The 16,015-nt window shown below is 44.3% G+C and carries 12 protein-coding genes and 1 tRNA gene; 6 read left to right on the top strand and 7 right to left on the bottom strand.

Translation table 11 applies throughout. The annotated features are described in order from the left end of the window. The first annotated feature begins 48 nt into the window (after nt 1-48). The 6 genes from BDE36_RS08235 (at nt 49) to BDE36_RS08210 (ending at nt 10,443) form a co-directional block, all read left to right on the top strand. Complete coding sequence (locus tag BDE36_RS08235) at nt 49-1,440, top strand: IPT/TIG domain-containing protein (RefSeq protein ID WP_141814479.1); 1,392 nt, start codon at nt 49-51, stop codon at nt 1,438-1,440. 20 nt (nt 1,441-1,460) lie between these two features. Beyond that, nucleotides 1,461-4,529, top strand: coding sequence for a SusC/RagA family TonB-linked outer membrane protein (locus BDE36_RS08230; RefSeq protein ID WP_141814478.1), 3,069 nt, complete (start codon nt 1,461-1,463; stop codon nt 4,527-4,529). A 12-nt stretch (nt 4,530-4,541) separates the two neighbouring features. Further along, complete coding sequence (locus tag BDE36_RS08225) at nt 4,542-6,629, top strand: RagB/SusD family nutrient uptake outer membrane protein (protein ID WP_141814477.1); 2,088 nt, start codon at nt 4,542-4,544, stop codon at nt 6,627-6,629. A 19-nt stretch (nt 6,630-6,648) separates the two neighbouring features. Continuing rightward, nucleotides 6,649-7,653: a DUF4973 domain-containing protein gene (locus BDE36_RS08220; protein WP_141814476.1), complete on the top strand. Its 1,005-nt coding sequence runs from the start codon at nt 6,649-6,651 to the stop codon at nt 7,651-7,653. Nucleotides 7,654-7,798: 145 nt separating this feature from the next. Then, on the top strand, nt 7,799-9,163 hold the full coding sequence (locus BDE36_RS08215; RefSeq protein WP_202618133.1) for a glycoside hydrolase family 43 protein: 1,365 nt from the start codon (nt 7,799-7,801) through the stop codon (nt 9,161-9,163). Nucleotides 9,164-9,198: 35 nt separating this feature from the next. Next, nucleotides 9,199-10,443: an alkaline phosphatase family protein gene (locus BDE36_RS08210; protein WP_141814475.1), complete on the top strand. Its 1,245-nt coding sequence runs from the start codon at nt 9,199-9,201 to the stop codon at nt 10,441-10,443. A gap of 212 nt (nt 10,444-10,655) precedes the next feature. Here BDE36_RS08210 and BDE36_RS08205 read toward each other — a convergent pair. The 7 genes from BDE36_RS08205 to BDE36_RS08175 form a co-directional block, all read right to left on the bottom strand. Continuing rightward, a tRNA-Pro gene (locus tag BDE36_RS08205) sits at nt 10,656-10,729 on the bottom strand. A gap of 222 nt (nt 10,730-10,951) precedes the next feature. Beyond that, entirely contained in the window at nt 10,952-11,704 is a 753-nt protein-coding gene (locus tag BDE36_RS08200; RefSeq protein ID WP_235904278.1) for a helix-turn-helix domain-containing protein, read from the bottom strand. Nucleotides 11,705-11,800: 96 nt separating this feature from the next. After that, nucleotides 11,801-12,772, bottom strand: coding sequence for an aldo/keto reductase (locus tag BDE36_RS08195; RefSeq protein ID WP_141814473.1), 972 nt, complete (start codon nt 12,770-12,772; stop codon nt 11,801-11,803). A gap of 254 nt (nt 12,773-13,026) precedes the next feature. Beyond that, nucleotides 13,027-13,251, bottom strand: coding sequence for a hypothetical protein (locus BDE36_RS08190; protein WP_141814472.1), 225 nt, complete (start codon nt 13,249-13,251; stop codon nt 13,027-13,029). 48 nt (nt 13,252-13,299) lie between these two features. Further along, entirely contained in the window at nt 13,300-14,406 is a 1,107-nt protein-coding gene (locus BDE36_RS08185; protein ID WP_141814471.1) for an acyltransferase family protein, read from the bottom strand. 238 nt (nt 14,407-14,644) lie between these two features. After that, nucleotides 14,645-15,067: an ester cyclase gene (locus tag BDE36_RS08180; protein ID WP_202618134.1), complete on the bottom strand. Its 423-nt coding sequence runs from the start codon at nt 15,065-15,067 to the stop codon at nt 14,645-14,647. Nucleotides 15,068-15,138: 71 nt separating this feature from the next. Beyond that, nucleotides 15,139-16,011: a helix-turn-helix domain-containing protein gene (locus BDE36_RS08175; protein WP_161987578.1), complete on the bottom strand. Its 873-nt coding sequence runs from the start codon at nt 16,009-16,011 to the stop codon at nt 15,139-15,141. Nucleotides 16,012-16,015: the final 4 nt, after the last annotated feature.

Below are 16,015 nucleotides of genomic sequence, written 5' to 3'. Positions count from 1 at the left end.
AATTAAAATAGAGTAACCCGGTGCTTGCCGGATAAAAGCAATATGTATATGAAAATAAAAAACAATGTTAAAGCCTGGCGCTGGCAATCCCATTGGATGTGGCTCGGGTTGATTGCTCTTTGCTTAACGCAATGTAAAAAAGAAGAGGGCGAAAAGCAGGATGTTGGTTACGATCCGTCTAAACCGGTAGTGGTCACGGATTTCTCGCCTAAGGAAGCAGGATATGGGAGCGACCTGGTTATATATGGCGAAAACTTTGGGAATGACCCCTCTAAAATAAAAGTCACAGTTGGAGGACAAATAGCGAAAGTTATCAAAGTGAGCGGTAATAATGTGTATTGTATCGTTCCGATGAAGGCTTATGATGGAGACATAGAAGTAAGTGTTCTGGATGATAATAATCAGGAACTCACCCAGGTCGAAGCGAAGGAACGGTTAACTTATGTAAAGAAATACCTTGTTTCGACTTTTTTAGGGACATATTATGAAGTGGGATCTAATTACAAGGAGAAGGAAGGGTCTTTCGAAGATTGCGGGGCGTTTAAGGGAATACTGTGGTTCACCTTTGATCCACGAAATCATGATCGTCTTTATTTCTCAGGTGATAAGAATAATGCCCGTTTAATTGACTTCGAAAGGAGATATGTAAGCATCTTTAAAACCGATATGGCCCAGGTCTCCATGATCAATTGGCGGATTGACGGGAATCAAGACATGATTGTTTCTGAAAACCAGGCCAGCGATACCAAATATGGTAATTACATATTTTCCCGTTCGTCAAATTTTCTTCAAAAGGAACCTATCCCCGTTTATGCACGGAGTGTGAACGGCTCAATGGTCCATCCGCAAAACGGAGAATTATATTATTCAAAATATTACACGGCTGAAGTAAGAAGGTATGATTTTGTTACTAAGGAGGATAAACTGGCGTTCACAGCTCCGGATACCAGAGTATCCTTGTATATGGTTGTCCATCCTTCGGGGGATTATGCCTATTTAATCGCAAATCAAAAACATTATATTATGCGTACCGATTATGACCGGGAAAAGAAAATCTTTAAAGTCCCCTATACTGTCTGCGGAGTTTCAGGTAGTGCAGACTACGTAGATGGAGTAGGGACCGCTGCGCGTCTGAGTAAGCCGGTACAAGGTGTGTTTGTGAAAAATCCGGAGTATGAAAAATCGGGAGAAGACGATTTGTACGATTTTTATTTCTGCGATGCGGAGAACCATGCCATACGCATCCTGACTCCACAGGGAAGGGTAAGCACATTCGCCGGAAGGGGGAATAACGGTACAAGTGGATATGCCAATGGAGATTTACGAAAGCAGGCTCGCTTCAACCTCCCTCAGGCAATTACCTACGATGAAGAGAGGAAGTGTTTTTATATCGGAGAGGCCGGCAATTGGGTGATCCGGAAGATAGCTAAAGAAGATTAACGAATGAAAACCTATTCTAGATGATGAAGAAATTTATTTTATTAACCTGTATCGTGTTACTGGGAATTTCCTTTGACCTACTGTCACAGGAACAGGTGACAGTATCAGGACTTATAACGGACACAAATAAAGAACCCCTTATAGGAGTAAGTATATCCATTGCCAACATGCCGGGATTGGGCGCTATCTCCGACGTCAATGGAAAGTATACGATAAAGATGCCTGCATATCAAACCCTGGTCTTTACATACATTGGCTTCGAAAAGCAGGAAGTACTGGTGAAAGAACAGCGGGTTGTCAATATTGTACTGAAAGAAACCAAAGCGAATGCGCTTAACGAAGTGGTGATTACTTCGACGGGGGCGCAACGAAAGATAGCTGTGACCGGAGCGATCACCACAGTAGATGTGGAGCGGCTCAAATCGAATCCTACCACCTCCATAGCCGACGGATTGGCTGGAGTGGTACCTGGTATCATGGCTATGCAGACTTCGGGGCGCCCGGGGAGTGTTTCCGAATTCTGGGTCCGCAGTATCTCTACTTTCGGCGCCAGCAATGCGGCAATGGTACTGATCGATGGCTTTGAACGCGACATGAACGAGATTAATGTGGAAGATATTGAATCCTTTACGGTGTTAAAAGATGCCTCTGCTACAGCTATTTATGGCAGCAGGGGCGCCAATGGCGTTATCCTGATCAAAACCAAACGGGGAAAAGAGGGGAAAGTGAATATCAACGCTAAAGTAGAAGGTTTTTATAGCCAGCTGACTAAACTTCCAAAATTTGCTGATGGATACACCTATGCATCGCTGGCCAATGAGGCGAAGGCCGCCCGAAACCAGGAAGCCCTCTATTCGCCGACAGAACTTGAATTACTTCGTCTTGGGCTGGATCCCGACCGTTTCCCCGATGTAGACTGGATGGATGTAGTGCTTAGGGATGAAGCAAAGAGTCAGCGTAGTGTGCTGAATTTAGGTGGAGGCGGAAAAACTGCCCGTTATTATATATCGGGAAGCTATCAGAACCAGGAGGGTATGTATAAAGTCGACAATGCCATTAAAAAGTATAATACCAACACCAATTTCAATAAGTATACTTATCGTTTGAGCGTGGACATGGATATTACGAAAACCACTTTGTTAAGCGGAGGTGTTTCGGGGTCCTTACGGAAGCAGAATGATCCTGGAGTTGGAACGGATGCCATCTGGACCTCACTGATGGGATATAATGCGGTCATGATGCCTCTGCTATACACGAACGGGAGAGTGCCATCATGGACAGGTAAGGACGATAACCTCAATCCCTGGGTACAGGGTACCATGACGGGATACAACCAAAGTTGGGCGAATAATATCCAAACTACTTTAAACCTGGATCAAAAGCTCGATTTCATTACCAAAGGACTCCGGTTTTTGGGAAGGTTCGGGTATGACACGTACAATACCAATTGGATTAAGCGGTTCAAGCGTCCCGAAGTATGGAATGCCGATCGCCTTCGTAACGAAGGTGAACTCGTATTTAAGCGCGTGGCAGAAGAACAAAAAATGATCCAATCGTCGGGATCAGACGGAGACAAGCGGGAGTTCTTTGAATGGGAGACCCATTATAACCGCAGTATCGGGTCTCATAACCTGGGTGCGGTTTTGAAATATAGTCAGGCTTCAAAAGTATTTACCCAGAATATAGGTACCGATCTTAAAAATGGAATTGCACGCCGAAACCAGGGAGTAGCGGGACGCGCCAATTACAACTGGAAATCGCGTTATTTTATTGATTTCAATTTCGGATATACCGGTTCGGAGAATTTCCATAAAGATTACCGGTACGGATTTTTTCCGGCTATTTCAGGTGCCTGGAATATTGGAGAGGAGCCTATTCTGAAAAGCCTGGATTGGTTGAATATGCTAAAGATTCGCTATTCATACGGAAAAACGGGGAATGATGATCTGGGAAATGATATTAGATTCCCTTATCTGTATTCAATCGAACAGATGACCGGCGGAGGCTATCAGTTTGCTGATTTTGAGTCTTCAGAACCTGCCTGGAATGGTATGCGTTATTCGTCCATATCCTCCCGTGATGTTTCATGGGAAATCTCAACAAAAAAGGACTTAGGAATTGATTATTCATTGTTTCACGATAAGTTCAGTGGGTCTGTCGATTACTTTTATGAGCACCGTGAAGGAATTTATATGGAACGCAGATTTCTTTCCGGAATGACTGGACTGGAGAGCAATCCTTCTGCAAACGTAGGCGAAGTAGAAGCGCGTGGATTCGATGGAAATTTTACGCTCAAGCAGAAACTTAACCAGGTAGACTTCACCTTACGTGGCAATATCACTTATAGCAAGAATGAGATTCTTGAAAGAGATGAAGAAAACACTATTTACGGCTACAAGCTACAGGAAGGTCACCGGGTAAACCAGGCAAGAGGCCTGGTGGATCTGGGTTTGTTCAAAGACTATGATGACATCCGTAATAGTCCGAGACAAACCTTCGGAGAAGTGATGCCTGGTGATATCAAATACAAAGATATAAATGGGGATGGCATTGTGAATAATGATGACATAGTGGCGATTGGTGCAACAACCAGACCAAATCTCACCTATGGGTTTGGAGCGTCAGCCAGTTGGAAAGGCCTGGATGTGAATGTGCACTTCCAGGGAGTAGGAAAATCCAGTTATTTTATTAACGGAACCTCGGTTTATATGTTCCAGGGCGGAGACGGATGGGGAAATATATTGAATGAACTGGCAAACAGTAACCGCTGGGTATTAGGGGTAAATGAAGATCCTAATGCCGATTATCCTCGCCTGACATACGGAGACAATCCAAACAATTACCGGGCGTCTACATTCTGGCTTAGGGATGGATCTTACCTGCGTTTGAAAACGCTGGATGTTGGCTATTCCCTTCCAAAAACTTTGGTCAACAGAGCCCATCTCAATACGGTTCGCTTCTTCCTGATAGGCACAAACTTGTTAACATTCAGCGATTTCAAGCTTTGGGATCCGGAAATGGGCAGTTCAGACGGGAAAAGATACCCGCTGAGTAAAACGCTGTCGTTAGGAGTATCAGTCAGTTTATAAGCATTGAGTAATATGAAAAGAATCATTATATTTTTAACCTTAACAGCGTCAATTTTAGTAACTGGCGGATGTACCGATTATCTCGACTCAGATTATCTCTTTGATGAGCGGATGACCACAGAGGATGTGTTTACTAATCCGGATTATGCCAACAGGTGGCTGGCACGGGCATACAATTTTCTGGCGAGTGATTATATGCAGGATGTCAGCAGCAAGAAAGCTGTACCCTTCAATTTCGCGGACGACATGTATTTCGGGGATTTGGACGATCGGTACAAGAAATGGAAATACGGACAATACAGTGAAAGTGGTTTAAATGGTGAAAGCGATGATATATGGAATACAGCTTACCAGGGAATCCGGCAATCCTCTGTTTTTCTGAATAACATCGATATTAATAAGACGTTTACTGAAACCGAAAAAGCGAATCTCAAAGGACAGGCCAGGTTTTTAAGGGCTTATTTCTACTGGATATTACTGCGTACGTTTGGCCCGGTTCCTATTGTGCCTGATGAAGGTATTGATTACACAAAAGAGTATAATGAATTGGCATTGCCGCGAAATTCGTACGAGGAATGTGCTGATTATCTTTCTAGGGAACTCGCAGAAGCTGCTAAGGGGCTCCCGTTTCAATCTCAAGGCGTACAGGATATTGCCCGACCTACCCGTGGCGCTGCTTTAGCCCTGCGCGCCAGGATACTATTGTTTGCGGCAAGCCCTCTGGCCAATGGGAAAGCGCCGGCTGAGGTAGCTGCTGCAATGGTTAATAAAGACGGGAAGCATTTACTTTCAGCAACCTATGATGAATCGAAGTGGGCGAAGGCTGCTGCGGCTGCAAAGGATGTCATGGACCTTGGGATGTATCAATTGTACGTTTCTTACAGCAAATCAACGGGAGATGTTGCGTACCCTGCAACTGTGACTCCGCCGCTTGATAACGAATTCTCAAACAGCGACTGGCCTTCAGGCTGGAAAAATATCGACCCTTTCGAGTCCTATCGGGCAGTGTTTAACGGAGCCGTTCCTGCTTATCAGAATCCGGAACTGATCTTCACCCGCGGTCAGAACCAGGGCAGCGAAGGTGTAGGTGTTATGGTTTTACATCAGTTACCTCGTCTTGAAGCTAAAGGATATAATTGCCATGGTATGACGCAAAAACAGGTTGACGCATATTATATGAATGATGGGACCGACATACCGGGAATGAATGATATGTACGCAGGAAGACAAGGTTATGAGGGCCGGTATAACACGGCGAGAAGGGAGACCGGATACGTAACGACAGCTGAAATAAACGCGAAAACTTATCCCGAATTAGGAGGCGTGGGAGTTGGTGTAAACAAACAGTACACTCGGCGCGAACCCCGCTTTTATGCTTCAGTTGCATATAATGGTTCTACCTGGAATCTCTTGAACGCAACCACTTCAGGCGATGAAAAGAAGAATGTACAGATATTTTACAACCGTGGAGAACCTAATGGATATAAAAATACAGCATTCTGGCTCCGTACAGGAATTGGCATAAAGAAGTATGTGCATCCTGACGATATCAGTAATGTAGTCCCTACGGGATACGATGCAAGCCGGCTGAAAAAGAAGGCTGATCCTGCTATCCGATATGCCGAAGTACTGCTGATCTATGCGGAGGCCTTGAATGAGTTGAACGGATCTTATAACATTCCTTCGTGGGATGGCAGCCAGACTTATTCTATCTCCCGGGATATTGGCGAAATGAAGAAGGGCATTCGGCCAATTCGTATCCGTGCTGGAATGCCTGATTATACAAGCGACGTGTATTCCGATCAGAGCAAATTTCGTATTAAGTTGAAAAGAGAACGCCAGATTGAACTGTTTGCCGAAGGACACCGGTATTTTGATTTACGCCGTTGGACGGATGCACCGGCAGAGGAGTCAGCCCCAGTCTATGGATATAATGCTTATGCCACTAAAACTCAGAATGATCTTTTCCATACACCGGTTGAAACACCCTCGTTGCCTTCTATTTTCACTCTGAAAATGTGGTTCTGGCCCATCAACTTTGCTGAACTTAGGCGCAACAAAGAACTGATCCAAAACCCCGGCTGGACAAATCCTGAATAAACAATTACACTTTGCGACAATGAAGAAGAATATATATATATTATTTTTACTGATAACAACAGCGGTATGCTTTGTTTCATGTAATGATGAATGGGAAGATGAGCAATTCGTTCAAATGGCATCATTCAAAGCGGAAGCAAATGATCAGGGGGTGACACCGGCTTACTTGCGTTATTACCCGGAAGGAAAAGTAAGGTTCAACCTTCCGGTTGTGATCAGCGGGTCAACGCAAAATACCAAAAACCGTATTATACATATTGGTCTGGACCCTGATACGCTGGCAAGATTAAACCAGGAAGAATTTGGACACCGTCAGGAGTTATATTTCAGGCAATTGGACAGTAAATATTACAGTATGCCAGAAACGATAGAAGTTCCGGCGGGAACGAGTACCGTTACAATACCTATCGACTTTACTCTCGGAGATCTGGATCAGGCTGATAAATGGGTATTGCCGCTGCAGATTCTGGATGATCCTTCGTATGACTATAAAGCTAATCCGAATAAACAATACCGGAGGGCTATGCTGCATATTAATCCGTTTAACGATTATTCGGGTGAATATAGTGGTACTCTTTTAAAGGTATACCTTGATGGGAGTGCGGATGACCCTTTGACATTAAACACGCACAGGGCTTTCGTGGCGGACAGCAAGACGGTTTTTTTCTATGCCGGAACGCGGAACGTGGAATATTTGGATCGTAAAAACTATAAAGTGTTTGTTAAGTTTACGGATGATCAGCTGGTTGTCGGTAAGAAAAAGTTGCAGCTTTGGAGCGATAATGCCGACAATAACAAATTTAAGTTAGGCGCAAACCCTTCGTATTACACGAAGACTGAGGAATGGGATGCAAAGCGTCCGTATCTGAAACATATTTATATTACACTTTACCTGTCGTACGAGTTTGAGGATTATACCACAATTTCCGGACAGCGATTGAAATATAAGGTTGAGGGTACACTATCCATGCAACGTGATTTAAATACATTGATACCCGACGAAGATCAGCAAGTTCAGTGGTAGCACAAAAGTGGAATTAACAATAAGGGATTGGTCGTGTCGGCCAATCCCTTATTGTTAATTCCATAGATTAATACTCCGATGTACCCGATTCAAAATCGGTAATTCTCCCCTCTTATTGAGCTTTTTAAATTTAAAATTGTACGTTATGCGAAGTATTCAATATCATTCGTTTTTGATTAAATTCCTTATACTTTTTTTCACACTCGCCTCATCCTGCGGGCGTAGCGAACCTGCGGTTCCGGACGGCGAACAAAAGGAAAACCCAAAAGAGGAAAAAGTTAACCCGGTTACCAACTTAACTGCGGAAAGAACTTATCATGCGAACGAACTGAGAATTGCCTGGAGCAATCCATCCGGTATAGTTTCTGTCGCGATCTCTTATAACCGGGAAGGGGCCGATGACAAAAATGCCGTATCGGTCAATGTAAATGTAAACGGCCAGAAAGAAAGTTCCTATCTGCTCAAACTGCCTGTATATGCACCCTATCAGATTACTGCTGTAGCCATCGATAATTACGGGAAACGATCAGAGAAGACGATGATCACTGCTACCCCGGCTTCGACTGAGACAGCTACCTTCACAAATCCATTATTGAGTGGTGCCGACCCCTGGATCATTAAAAGTGAGGGGACTTATTATTATACCTATACGCAGGGAGGAAGCATTGTGGTGTACCCGACAGAGAAAGTTTCGGAGCTTGGCAAAGCAAGCCCGGTAACATTATGGAGACCCGCTTCGGGTACAAGCTATTCAAAAAACTTATGGGCGCCCGAATTGCACAAAATCAATGGCAAATGGTATGTTTATTTTGCCGCTGATAATGGGACAAATGCCAATCATCGCATGTATGTGATTGAGAATACTTCGGCCGACCCCGTTCAGGGAAGCTGGTCCTTAAAAGGAAAAATTGCCGATCCGACAGATCAATGGGCAATCGACGGAACAATCCTGGAACACAACAACCAAATGTATATGATATGGTCGGGAGGGATAGCAGGCGGTGCCCCACAGAATCTCTATATCGCCAAAATGAGTAATCCATGGACCATAGATGGGGAACGTGCACTGATCTCGTCGCCTGAATATACGTGGGAGAAATATGGTTCAGCCATTAACGAAGGACCTGAAATATTAAAGAACCAGCAAGGTGACGTATTTTTGGTCTATTCAGGAAGTGGTTATTGGGTAGATAACTATTGCCTTGGAGTGTTGAAGTTAAAAACCGGCGGCGACCCTATGGTGCGTTCAGATTGGGTTAAAACAAGTTCACCGGTTTTCGCTCAAAATCCTGCGGCAGGTGCCTATGGTACAGGACATAACGCATTCTTTAAATCCCGCGACGGTAAAGAAGATTGGATTATCTATCATGCCCGTTCGCTTCCGAACGGGGCGGAAAACAATGGCCGCAACGTGAGGATTCAGAAATTCACATGGAATACCGACGGCACACCAAACTTCGGAGAGCCGGTGAAGATCGGACAAGATATAAAGGTACCTTCGGGAGAATAGCGGTGTAAGCAGCATTTTTTTATTAAAATTGGAATATGAATAAATCCATCTTATCATTTTTTATTGCACTTTTTGCGTTTTATTCAGGTGTTCAGGCTCAGGGCACCAGAAAAACTGTATTTGTTATTGCGGACGGCATTCCCGCCGATGTAATAGAAAGGCTCGATCTTCCTAACATAAAAAAAATTATGACCGCTGGAAGTTACACGCGCATGCATGTGGGTGGCGACATAGCCGCTTATAATCAAACTCCTACGATCTCGGCGGTAGGTTACAATAGTCTTTTAACAGGAACATGGGTAAACAAACACAACGTACCTGATAATAATGTTAAGGCACCTAACTATAATTATCAAAATATCTTCAGACTATTTAAGTCGCAATATCCGTTAAAGAGAACAGCTATTTTTTCGAGCTGGCGGGATAACCGGACCAAGCTGCTCGGTTATCGTCTTCCCGAGGCCGGCAACCTTGATTTTGATTGGTATTATGATGGTTATGAACTGGACACTTTAAGGTTTAAGCATGATGCCGCCCGGTCTTATATGCATAAAATTGACGAGCAGGTTGTAAATGACGCTGTTGCATCCATCAGGAAGAATGCACCAGACCTTTCATGGGTATATCTGGAGTACACGGATGATATGGGCCACCTGCACGGCGACAGTCCGGAGTTTGAAGCGGCAGTAAAAATGCTGGATGCTCAGATAGGAAGGTTAAATGAAGCTATTGAATATCGTAAAAGTCGCTTCAAAGAAAACTGGATGCTGGTTGTTACTACTGATCACGGCAGGGATGAAAAAACCGGTCACAGGCACGGCGGCCAATCTCCCAGACAACGAACTACCTGGATGGCAACGAATTATCGGCCTCTGAATTCTTATGCAACGAGATACGAGCCCGCAATTGTAGATATCATGCCGACTATTTGCCGGTTCATGGATGTGCGTGTCCCAAAGGAAATTGAACGTGAAATTGATGGCACACCCTTGATTGGAAAAATATCTATCGCTGGGGCAGCAGTAAATTTCATACAGGGTAACATAGATATTAGCTGGAAGGCAATCAATCCGGAAGGTACGGTTAAAGTATGGTTGGCTCAAACGAACAATTTTAAAACCGGGAACGAAGATACATATCGTCTTATCGGAGAGGTACCGGTGAAAGATCAACATGCCTGGCTAAGCCTCAAAAACTATCCTTCAGAGTTTTATAAAGTAGTGCTGGAAGCACCGGAAAATACATTGAATAAGTGGCTGATCGTGGAGGCAAAGAAATGAACTGCATAGATTAGCTGATAGCACGAATGGTGAGTTCGCACCTTTGTGTTGGCTTCGTGCAATACAGCTCACTTTGGAAAAGGCTAGCCGAAAATCCGAGACAGTGTCTCGGATTTTCGATTTTCAGGTCTAATATATGAACTGTTTAAACGCAAAAAAGCCTCTAAACTATGATATTTAGAGGCTTTTGAATCCAGTTAGACTGGTTTTCGTCGGGGTGGCAGGATTCGAACCTACGACCTCCACATCCCAAATGTGGCGCGATACCGGGCTACGCTACACCCCGAACTTTTTTATTACTTCTTTTTTTAAAGAACTTCCTTTCTTAAGGGTCTGCAAAGATAGAAAGTCTGTCGTACTTATCAAATATATTTTCAATTAAATTCGTCTTTTTTGTACGTATAAATCCGGCTCTTTTCGTAAGCGCCTAATTTACAAATCGCTATAATTTTCACCTCCCACATAAATCGTTAATTATTTTATAGAAAGTTATAATCATGCGCAAATACTACACCCACTCCGTAGGCGCTTTACCAAATTTTCTTTTAAATGAATGCGAAAAATGACTTAGACTTTCAAAGCCTAAGTCAAGATATATCGCCGAAGGCTTACTGTTCTTTTTCTCTATCAGGTGACGGGCTTCCTGCAGCCTCTTGTTCTGCAGCCAATGCCGGGGCGACATACCAAAAACCTTCTGAAAGTCGCGTTTGAAACCTGCCAGACTTCTGCCTGTTAGCTGCGCAAACTTTTCAACGGGAACGTTAAAATGGAAATTACTGTTCATGAACTTTTCAAGGTCTATCTTGTGAGGCTCAGAGAAGTCGAACAGAAACTGTTTAAGTTCGGGCATGGCATTGAGGAGGAGATATACAGCCTCCTTCACCTTTAGCACACCGATAGCATTGGTTATTTTCTCTTCGGGATGATGAATGTAAGGAATTACCGATTCGAAGAAACCTGCTAAAAAATCGTTGCCAGGAACGAGAACATTGAGTACACCGGTATATTTCTGCTGAACTTCTATCTTTTCTTCCAGTGCTATCATCCGGAGTATCTCGTCCTTCAGGCAAATAACGATTGTTTGGTAATCCTCGCCCTCAAGGGGCATTTTTTTAATTTCCCCCAATTGATTTTTCCGTATCAGCAACATATTGCCCCGCCGCATGGAAACCTTCTGAGCGGCAGTTTCCATCGTAAATTGGCCGGAAACCTGCAATACCAGTGTATTATGCTCAAAAAAACCTACTTTCTCTTTTCTCATGGTCGAGAGATAAGAGTAAAAGATTACTCCAGGGAATACTTCAGTCGGATTCGTCACTTTATAAAAGTAAAGAAAATAGTGTAACTTATGTTGTCGCTATCTTTGCAGATATGTGCTGCCAAGTATGGCGCCTTGCGAAAAATGCAAGTTAAGTTTATTCATCTCTTCTGGAGTAAACTCAATCGCCATCGCCGCTATATTCTCGGGCAATCGCGTTCTCCGGCTCATACTTACCAGTGGCATAATATAATCACCCTGTGCATTCACCCATGCTATTGCGAGTTGTGTGGATGTACAACCTTTATCCTTTGCCATTTCCTTCAAGAGCTCGACCTTCTCCAGATTCCTCATCAGGTTTTCTCCCTGAAAACGTGAGAAATGATTATGGTAGTCATTTGCGGCAAGTGGTGCCTTCATTTCTCCGGTGAGTAAGCCTTCGGCCGTATTGGCAAAAGCAACAACTCCTATCCCTAATTCTTTCGCTGCGGGAAGCAAATCGTTTTCTATCTGACGGTCGGCTAATGAATAGCCTATTTCTAATGCGGTAACAGGATGAACGCTGTTCGCCATGCGTAATTGGTCTGCGGTGATTTCAGATACACCCAGATAGCGCACCTTCCCCTCTTCAATCAGGTCAGCAACGGTTCCGATCACATCTTCTACAGGCACACTGTTGTCCATTCTGCATGGCTGATAAAGATCAATAGTTTCCACACCCAGCCGTACCAAAGAGTAATTGATAAAGTTTTTAATAGCAATAGGACGCAGATCCAGTCCGATCCATTGATGATTGTGAAAGATCGCACCAAATTTTACACTTATGAAGGCATCATCCCTTCTGCCTTTTATGGCTCTGCCTACAAGCAGTTCGTTATGGCCACTTCCATAGAAGTCACCTGTGTTCAGGAAATTGATGCCATTATCCAGCGCTGCCTGAATGGTGGCTACGCTTTCGTTTTCGTCATTCAAAGTACTCCCCCATACAGACGACATACGCATGCAGCCCAATCCGAGTTTAGACACGAGTGGACCATTTTTTCCAAGGTTGATTTTTGAGACAGTTGTCATTGTTTTGTTTTGATTTAACACAAATATCAGTGAAATACCGGCCCGGTGATTTCTCCTACGGCTCAATTTACTTGTCTCTATAGCTCACTATCATCTACTGACACAGTCGCACCCTCTCCCGGCTGGCTTCGGCACGGGTATGGGATTTCTTCTACAGTTCTTCTAAAAAATCCTATACCTGCGCCGAAGCCAAGTCATAGCCAGCCAGAACCTGAGAAGCAGCCAGTCCGAACGTGGTCAGGAAAAGATAGCTTTTAATTATTAGTATTGAAAAGGGCAAAACCGAAATGAGGCACCCAGTGCGGCCGGGCCCAAAACCGAATGGGCCCATCTTCGGTCCAGACAGCCGCTCGCTCCTGTGCTTCTTCGGTTTTTACTCGAAGAAGCACAGGAGAAAGACAAAGCATGGTGGCTAAGTGAGTGCTTACCACTCCGAACCTTTTCTGAAGCGGGTCCGAAGCGGACCCAGAAATTTGCATATAAAAACAAGTTAAGTGACCATGGAGAGATTGAACCAGGATTCCCTCCTAACCGAGTTTTTTCCGTAACCATCTGCGAACGGGTTCATCATACCATTTTAATGCAGTATAGGCCAATATGACTGATCCAGCTAAAATAAGAAAAGCGTATGGCCAGGCCTGCATGATTGTCACTCCCTTGTGGTTACTGATCCATGCGACATAAAAATAGACCAGTGGGTAGTGAACCATATAAAGCGGATAAGATATATCACCCAGGAATTTACAGATCCTGTTTTCTGATTGAGTATGTAATACTCCGCCTGCGCCGAGATAAACTATAAGCGGAAAAACAACAATAATACAAACAGATTCATAGATTCCGTTCATCCAAAGATGCTCAGCGCCGCCAATGCGTGGCATATAAAGCACGACGCCTAAAAGAAGGCTGCACCACAAAAAGGCATTTTTAACCCGGACGGGTTTTGCAATACGTGAAAGCAGCAAACCGGCAAAGAATGGGTAGATGGTGCGGGTTAGTCCAACGCGTACCTGTTCTGTATTCAGTGTCCATCCGCCACTAACATCACCATTTGTAATTGCCAGATGGGCAAGGGCTATAGCAGCAATGGATACGATGACACCTAATGCCGTTTTTGAAAACTTCCTGATCCAGATAGCATAAAGAATATTAGCAATATATTCAAAGAACAAGGACCACCCCACGCTATTCAAGGGATGCATCTCTTGCCAGCCGCGTATATCAAGCGATAATGGCACGGGCAAAATGGTATAACCAATCAGCATCACGAGCAACATCTTCCAGACTGGCACCGTGTGAATGAGCGGCCACAGCGTAGAATCGGTAAAATAAAATCCCAGGGCACCTAAGGTCATCCCCAGGACTACCATCGGTTGAAGACGTTCTATCCGGCGTTTGAAAAAGCTGCCGACGGTCATTTTCTGCCAGCGATCATCGTAGGCATAGCCAATTACAAAGCCGGACAATAAAAAGAAAAAGTCTACAGCCAGATAGCCGTGATTTACAAGAATATCTAAATGACCTGTAGCTAATGGCTCTGCCAAATGAAAAGTTACTACGATTATTGCAGCTACACCGCGAAGCCCGTCGAGTATGGGATAGTGTGGCTTCGAGGCCAGTTCATTGTTGTTCATTAAAAAAACGGAATATACAAAATGTGCATTAAGACTTGCGCAAATTATAAAAACGAATGCTTTCCCGCAACTATCCTGCGTTGATTCCTGCTATTTACTGCAGCAGCAGGACCTTGCAGGACAGTTGATTTTACTAAATGACAGACCTCTTCGGTCAGAGTGGGTAACGATCATGCAACTTAAACATTTGGTGGTTGCACCCAGATAGGAGGCCATATGGTATGTTTCAACATGGCTTTTACGTAGCCTGCGCTAAGGTGGCGAGAAGTTCGGGTAAGGTGGTGATGCCCCAATGTTCAAAATACTTGCCGTCTCTCACCCTGACAATATCAATCACGCCGATGCTAATCGCCTTGCCAGTTGCGGGTACCCCCAGCAACGGACCTGTTTGCGTACCGCTGATGGTTTTGCGGGTGGTGACACTGTCGCCTTCAGCTATCTGATCATGTATGGTCACTTTTATATCGGGTATAGCCGGGCGTAAGATCTCATTAAAAAACCAGATCATACCCTGCGGCCCATTGTCCATACCGGCTGGAGCCGACCGGTTAATAAACCCGACGTCCATAAGTGCGTTGAAGCTGTCGACATTTCCCTGTTCGATCACTTCCGTATTAAAGCGACGCACTACTGCTTTGTTGTTTTCTGTCATCGTTTCCATGGTTATTGTTATTTGATGATACAAAGGTATCGAGCGGCATGGGGAACAGGTTAGGGCCAAACGTCCACTTGTTACGGCACAACGTTCATACGTTTCTGCTGGTATTCGCTTGGTGTGCTACCGAAATGGTTACGGAAAGCCTCTGAAAAACTGGAATGATTTTGATAGCCAACCTTCAGATAAACGCCCGAAGGGCTCTCACCTGCTGACCTAAGCAGTTCGGCAGCCATTTCGAGTTTCCTGGTAAGAAGCCATTTTTGAGGTGTGGTATCATAGATCTCCCTGAATCGTCTTTTAAAAGTAGAAGTACTCATATGACAAAGGAATGCAAGTTCATCTACGGTGATTAACTGCCCGACGTGGCTTTCCACCACCTTTTTTATCTGCAATTGCATCCTGTCATTTGTGATGATCCGGATAGCCCGAAACCGCTCGGGATCCATATGCAAAAGATACAATAGCAGCTCTTCAAGCTTGACCAATCTGAGGGCCGATGGAAGGTCGTTTTCTGCCGTTAACAATGCTTGCATCGAAGCGGTGAAATGCTTGATGAAGCTATCCTGCTTAAAGATAAGGAAGGGCTGTCTACCGCCTAAAGGGGTCACCGTTTGCAATAAGTGATCGTACTTGATCAGAAAACGGTTTAACACCTCGTTACTGAAGTAAAACAGAATGCTGCTGAACTGCTGCCCGCCTGTCAGAAGTTCGGAGGTGAGCACGTTCCCGGTCGATAACACTACCAGTTCGCCGGCATTCACTACAGCGGTGGCATCGGGGTAAACTACTGTCTTCGTACCGCTAACCAACAGATTGATCATATTCTGATTTAACACAATCCTATTTTTAACTGAATCCCGACCGGAGATATAAAAACGGATCACAACCTCATCCGAGCCATTGGCAGAACCGCCTATAATGTCATCAGGTAAATAATATGTATTCATAAAA

Source organism: Arcticibacter tournemirensis, from assembly GCF_006716645.1.
In the GTDB taxonomy this organism is placed as follows: domain Bacteria; phylum Bacteroidota; class Bacteroidia; order Sphingobacteriales; family Sphingobacteriaceae; genus Arcticibacter; species Arcticibacter tournemirensis.
The sequence above is the reverse complement of the archived record's forward strand: the minus strand, read 5'-3'. Positions and strand labels throughout refer to the sequence as shown.

What these genes read in the sequence shown, in the direction of transcription:
- BDE36_RS08220 (WP_141814476.1), top strand. Translation starts at nt 6,649, where the DNA reads ATGAAGAAGAATATATATATATTATTTTTACTGATAACAACAGCGGTA.
- BDE36_RS08190 (WP_141814472.1), bottom strand. Translation starts at nt 13,251, where the DNA reads ATGCAAATTTCTGGGTCCGCTTCGGACCCGCTTCAGAAAAGGTTCGGA.
- BDE36_RS08175 (WP_161987578.1), bottom strand. Translation starts at nt 16,011, where the DNA reads ATGAATACATATTATTTACCTGATGACATTATAGGCGGTTCTGCCAAT.
- BDE36_RS08215 (WP_202618133.1), top strand. Translation starts at nt 7,799, where the DNA reads ATGCGAAGTATTCAATATCATTCGTTTTTGATTAAATTCCTTATACTT.
- BDE36_RS08185 (WP_141814471.1), bottom strand. Translation starts at nt 14,406, where the DNA reads ATGAACAACAATGAACTGGCCTCGAAGCCACACTATCCCATACTCGAC.
- BDE36_RS08210 (WP_141814475.1), top strand. Translation starts at nt 9,199, where the DNA reads ATGAATAAATCCATCTTATCATTTTTTATTGCACTTTTTGCGTTTTAT.
- BDE36_RS08180 (WP_202618134.1), bottom strand. Translation starts at nt 15,067, where the DNA reads ATGGAAACGATGACAGAAAACAACAAAGCAGTAGTGCGTCGCTTTAAT.
- BDE36_RS08225 (WP_141814477.1), top strand. Translation starts at nt 4,542, where the DNA reads ATGAAAAGAATCATTATATTTTTAACCTTAACAGCGTCAATTTTAGTA.
- BDE36_RS08200 (WP_235904278.1), bottom strand. Translation starts at nt 11,704, where the DNA reads ATGAGAAAAGAGAAAGTAGGTTTTTTTGAGCATAATACACTGGTATTG.
- BDE36_RS08230 (WP_141814478.1), top strand. Translation starts at nt 1,461, where the DNA reads ATGATGAAGAAATTTATTTTATTAACCTGTATCGTGTTACTGGGAATT.
- BDE36_RS08235 (WP_141814479.1), top strand. Translation starts at nt 49, where the DNA reads ATGAAAATAAAAAACAATGTTAAAGCCTGGCGCTGGCAATCCCATTGG.
- BDE36_RS08195 (WP_141814473.1), bottom strand. Translation starts at nt 12,772, where the DNA reads ATGACAACTGTCTCAAAAATCAACCTTGGAAAAAATGGTCCACTCGTG.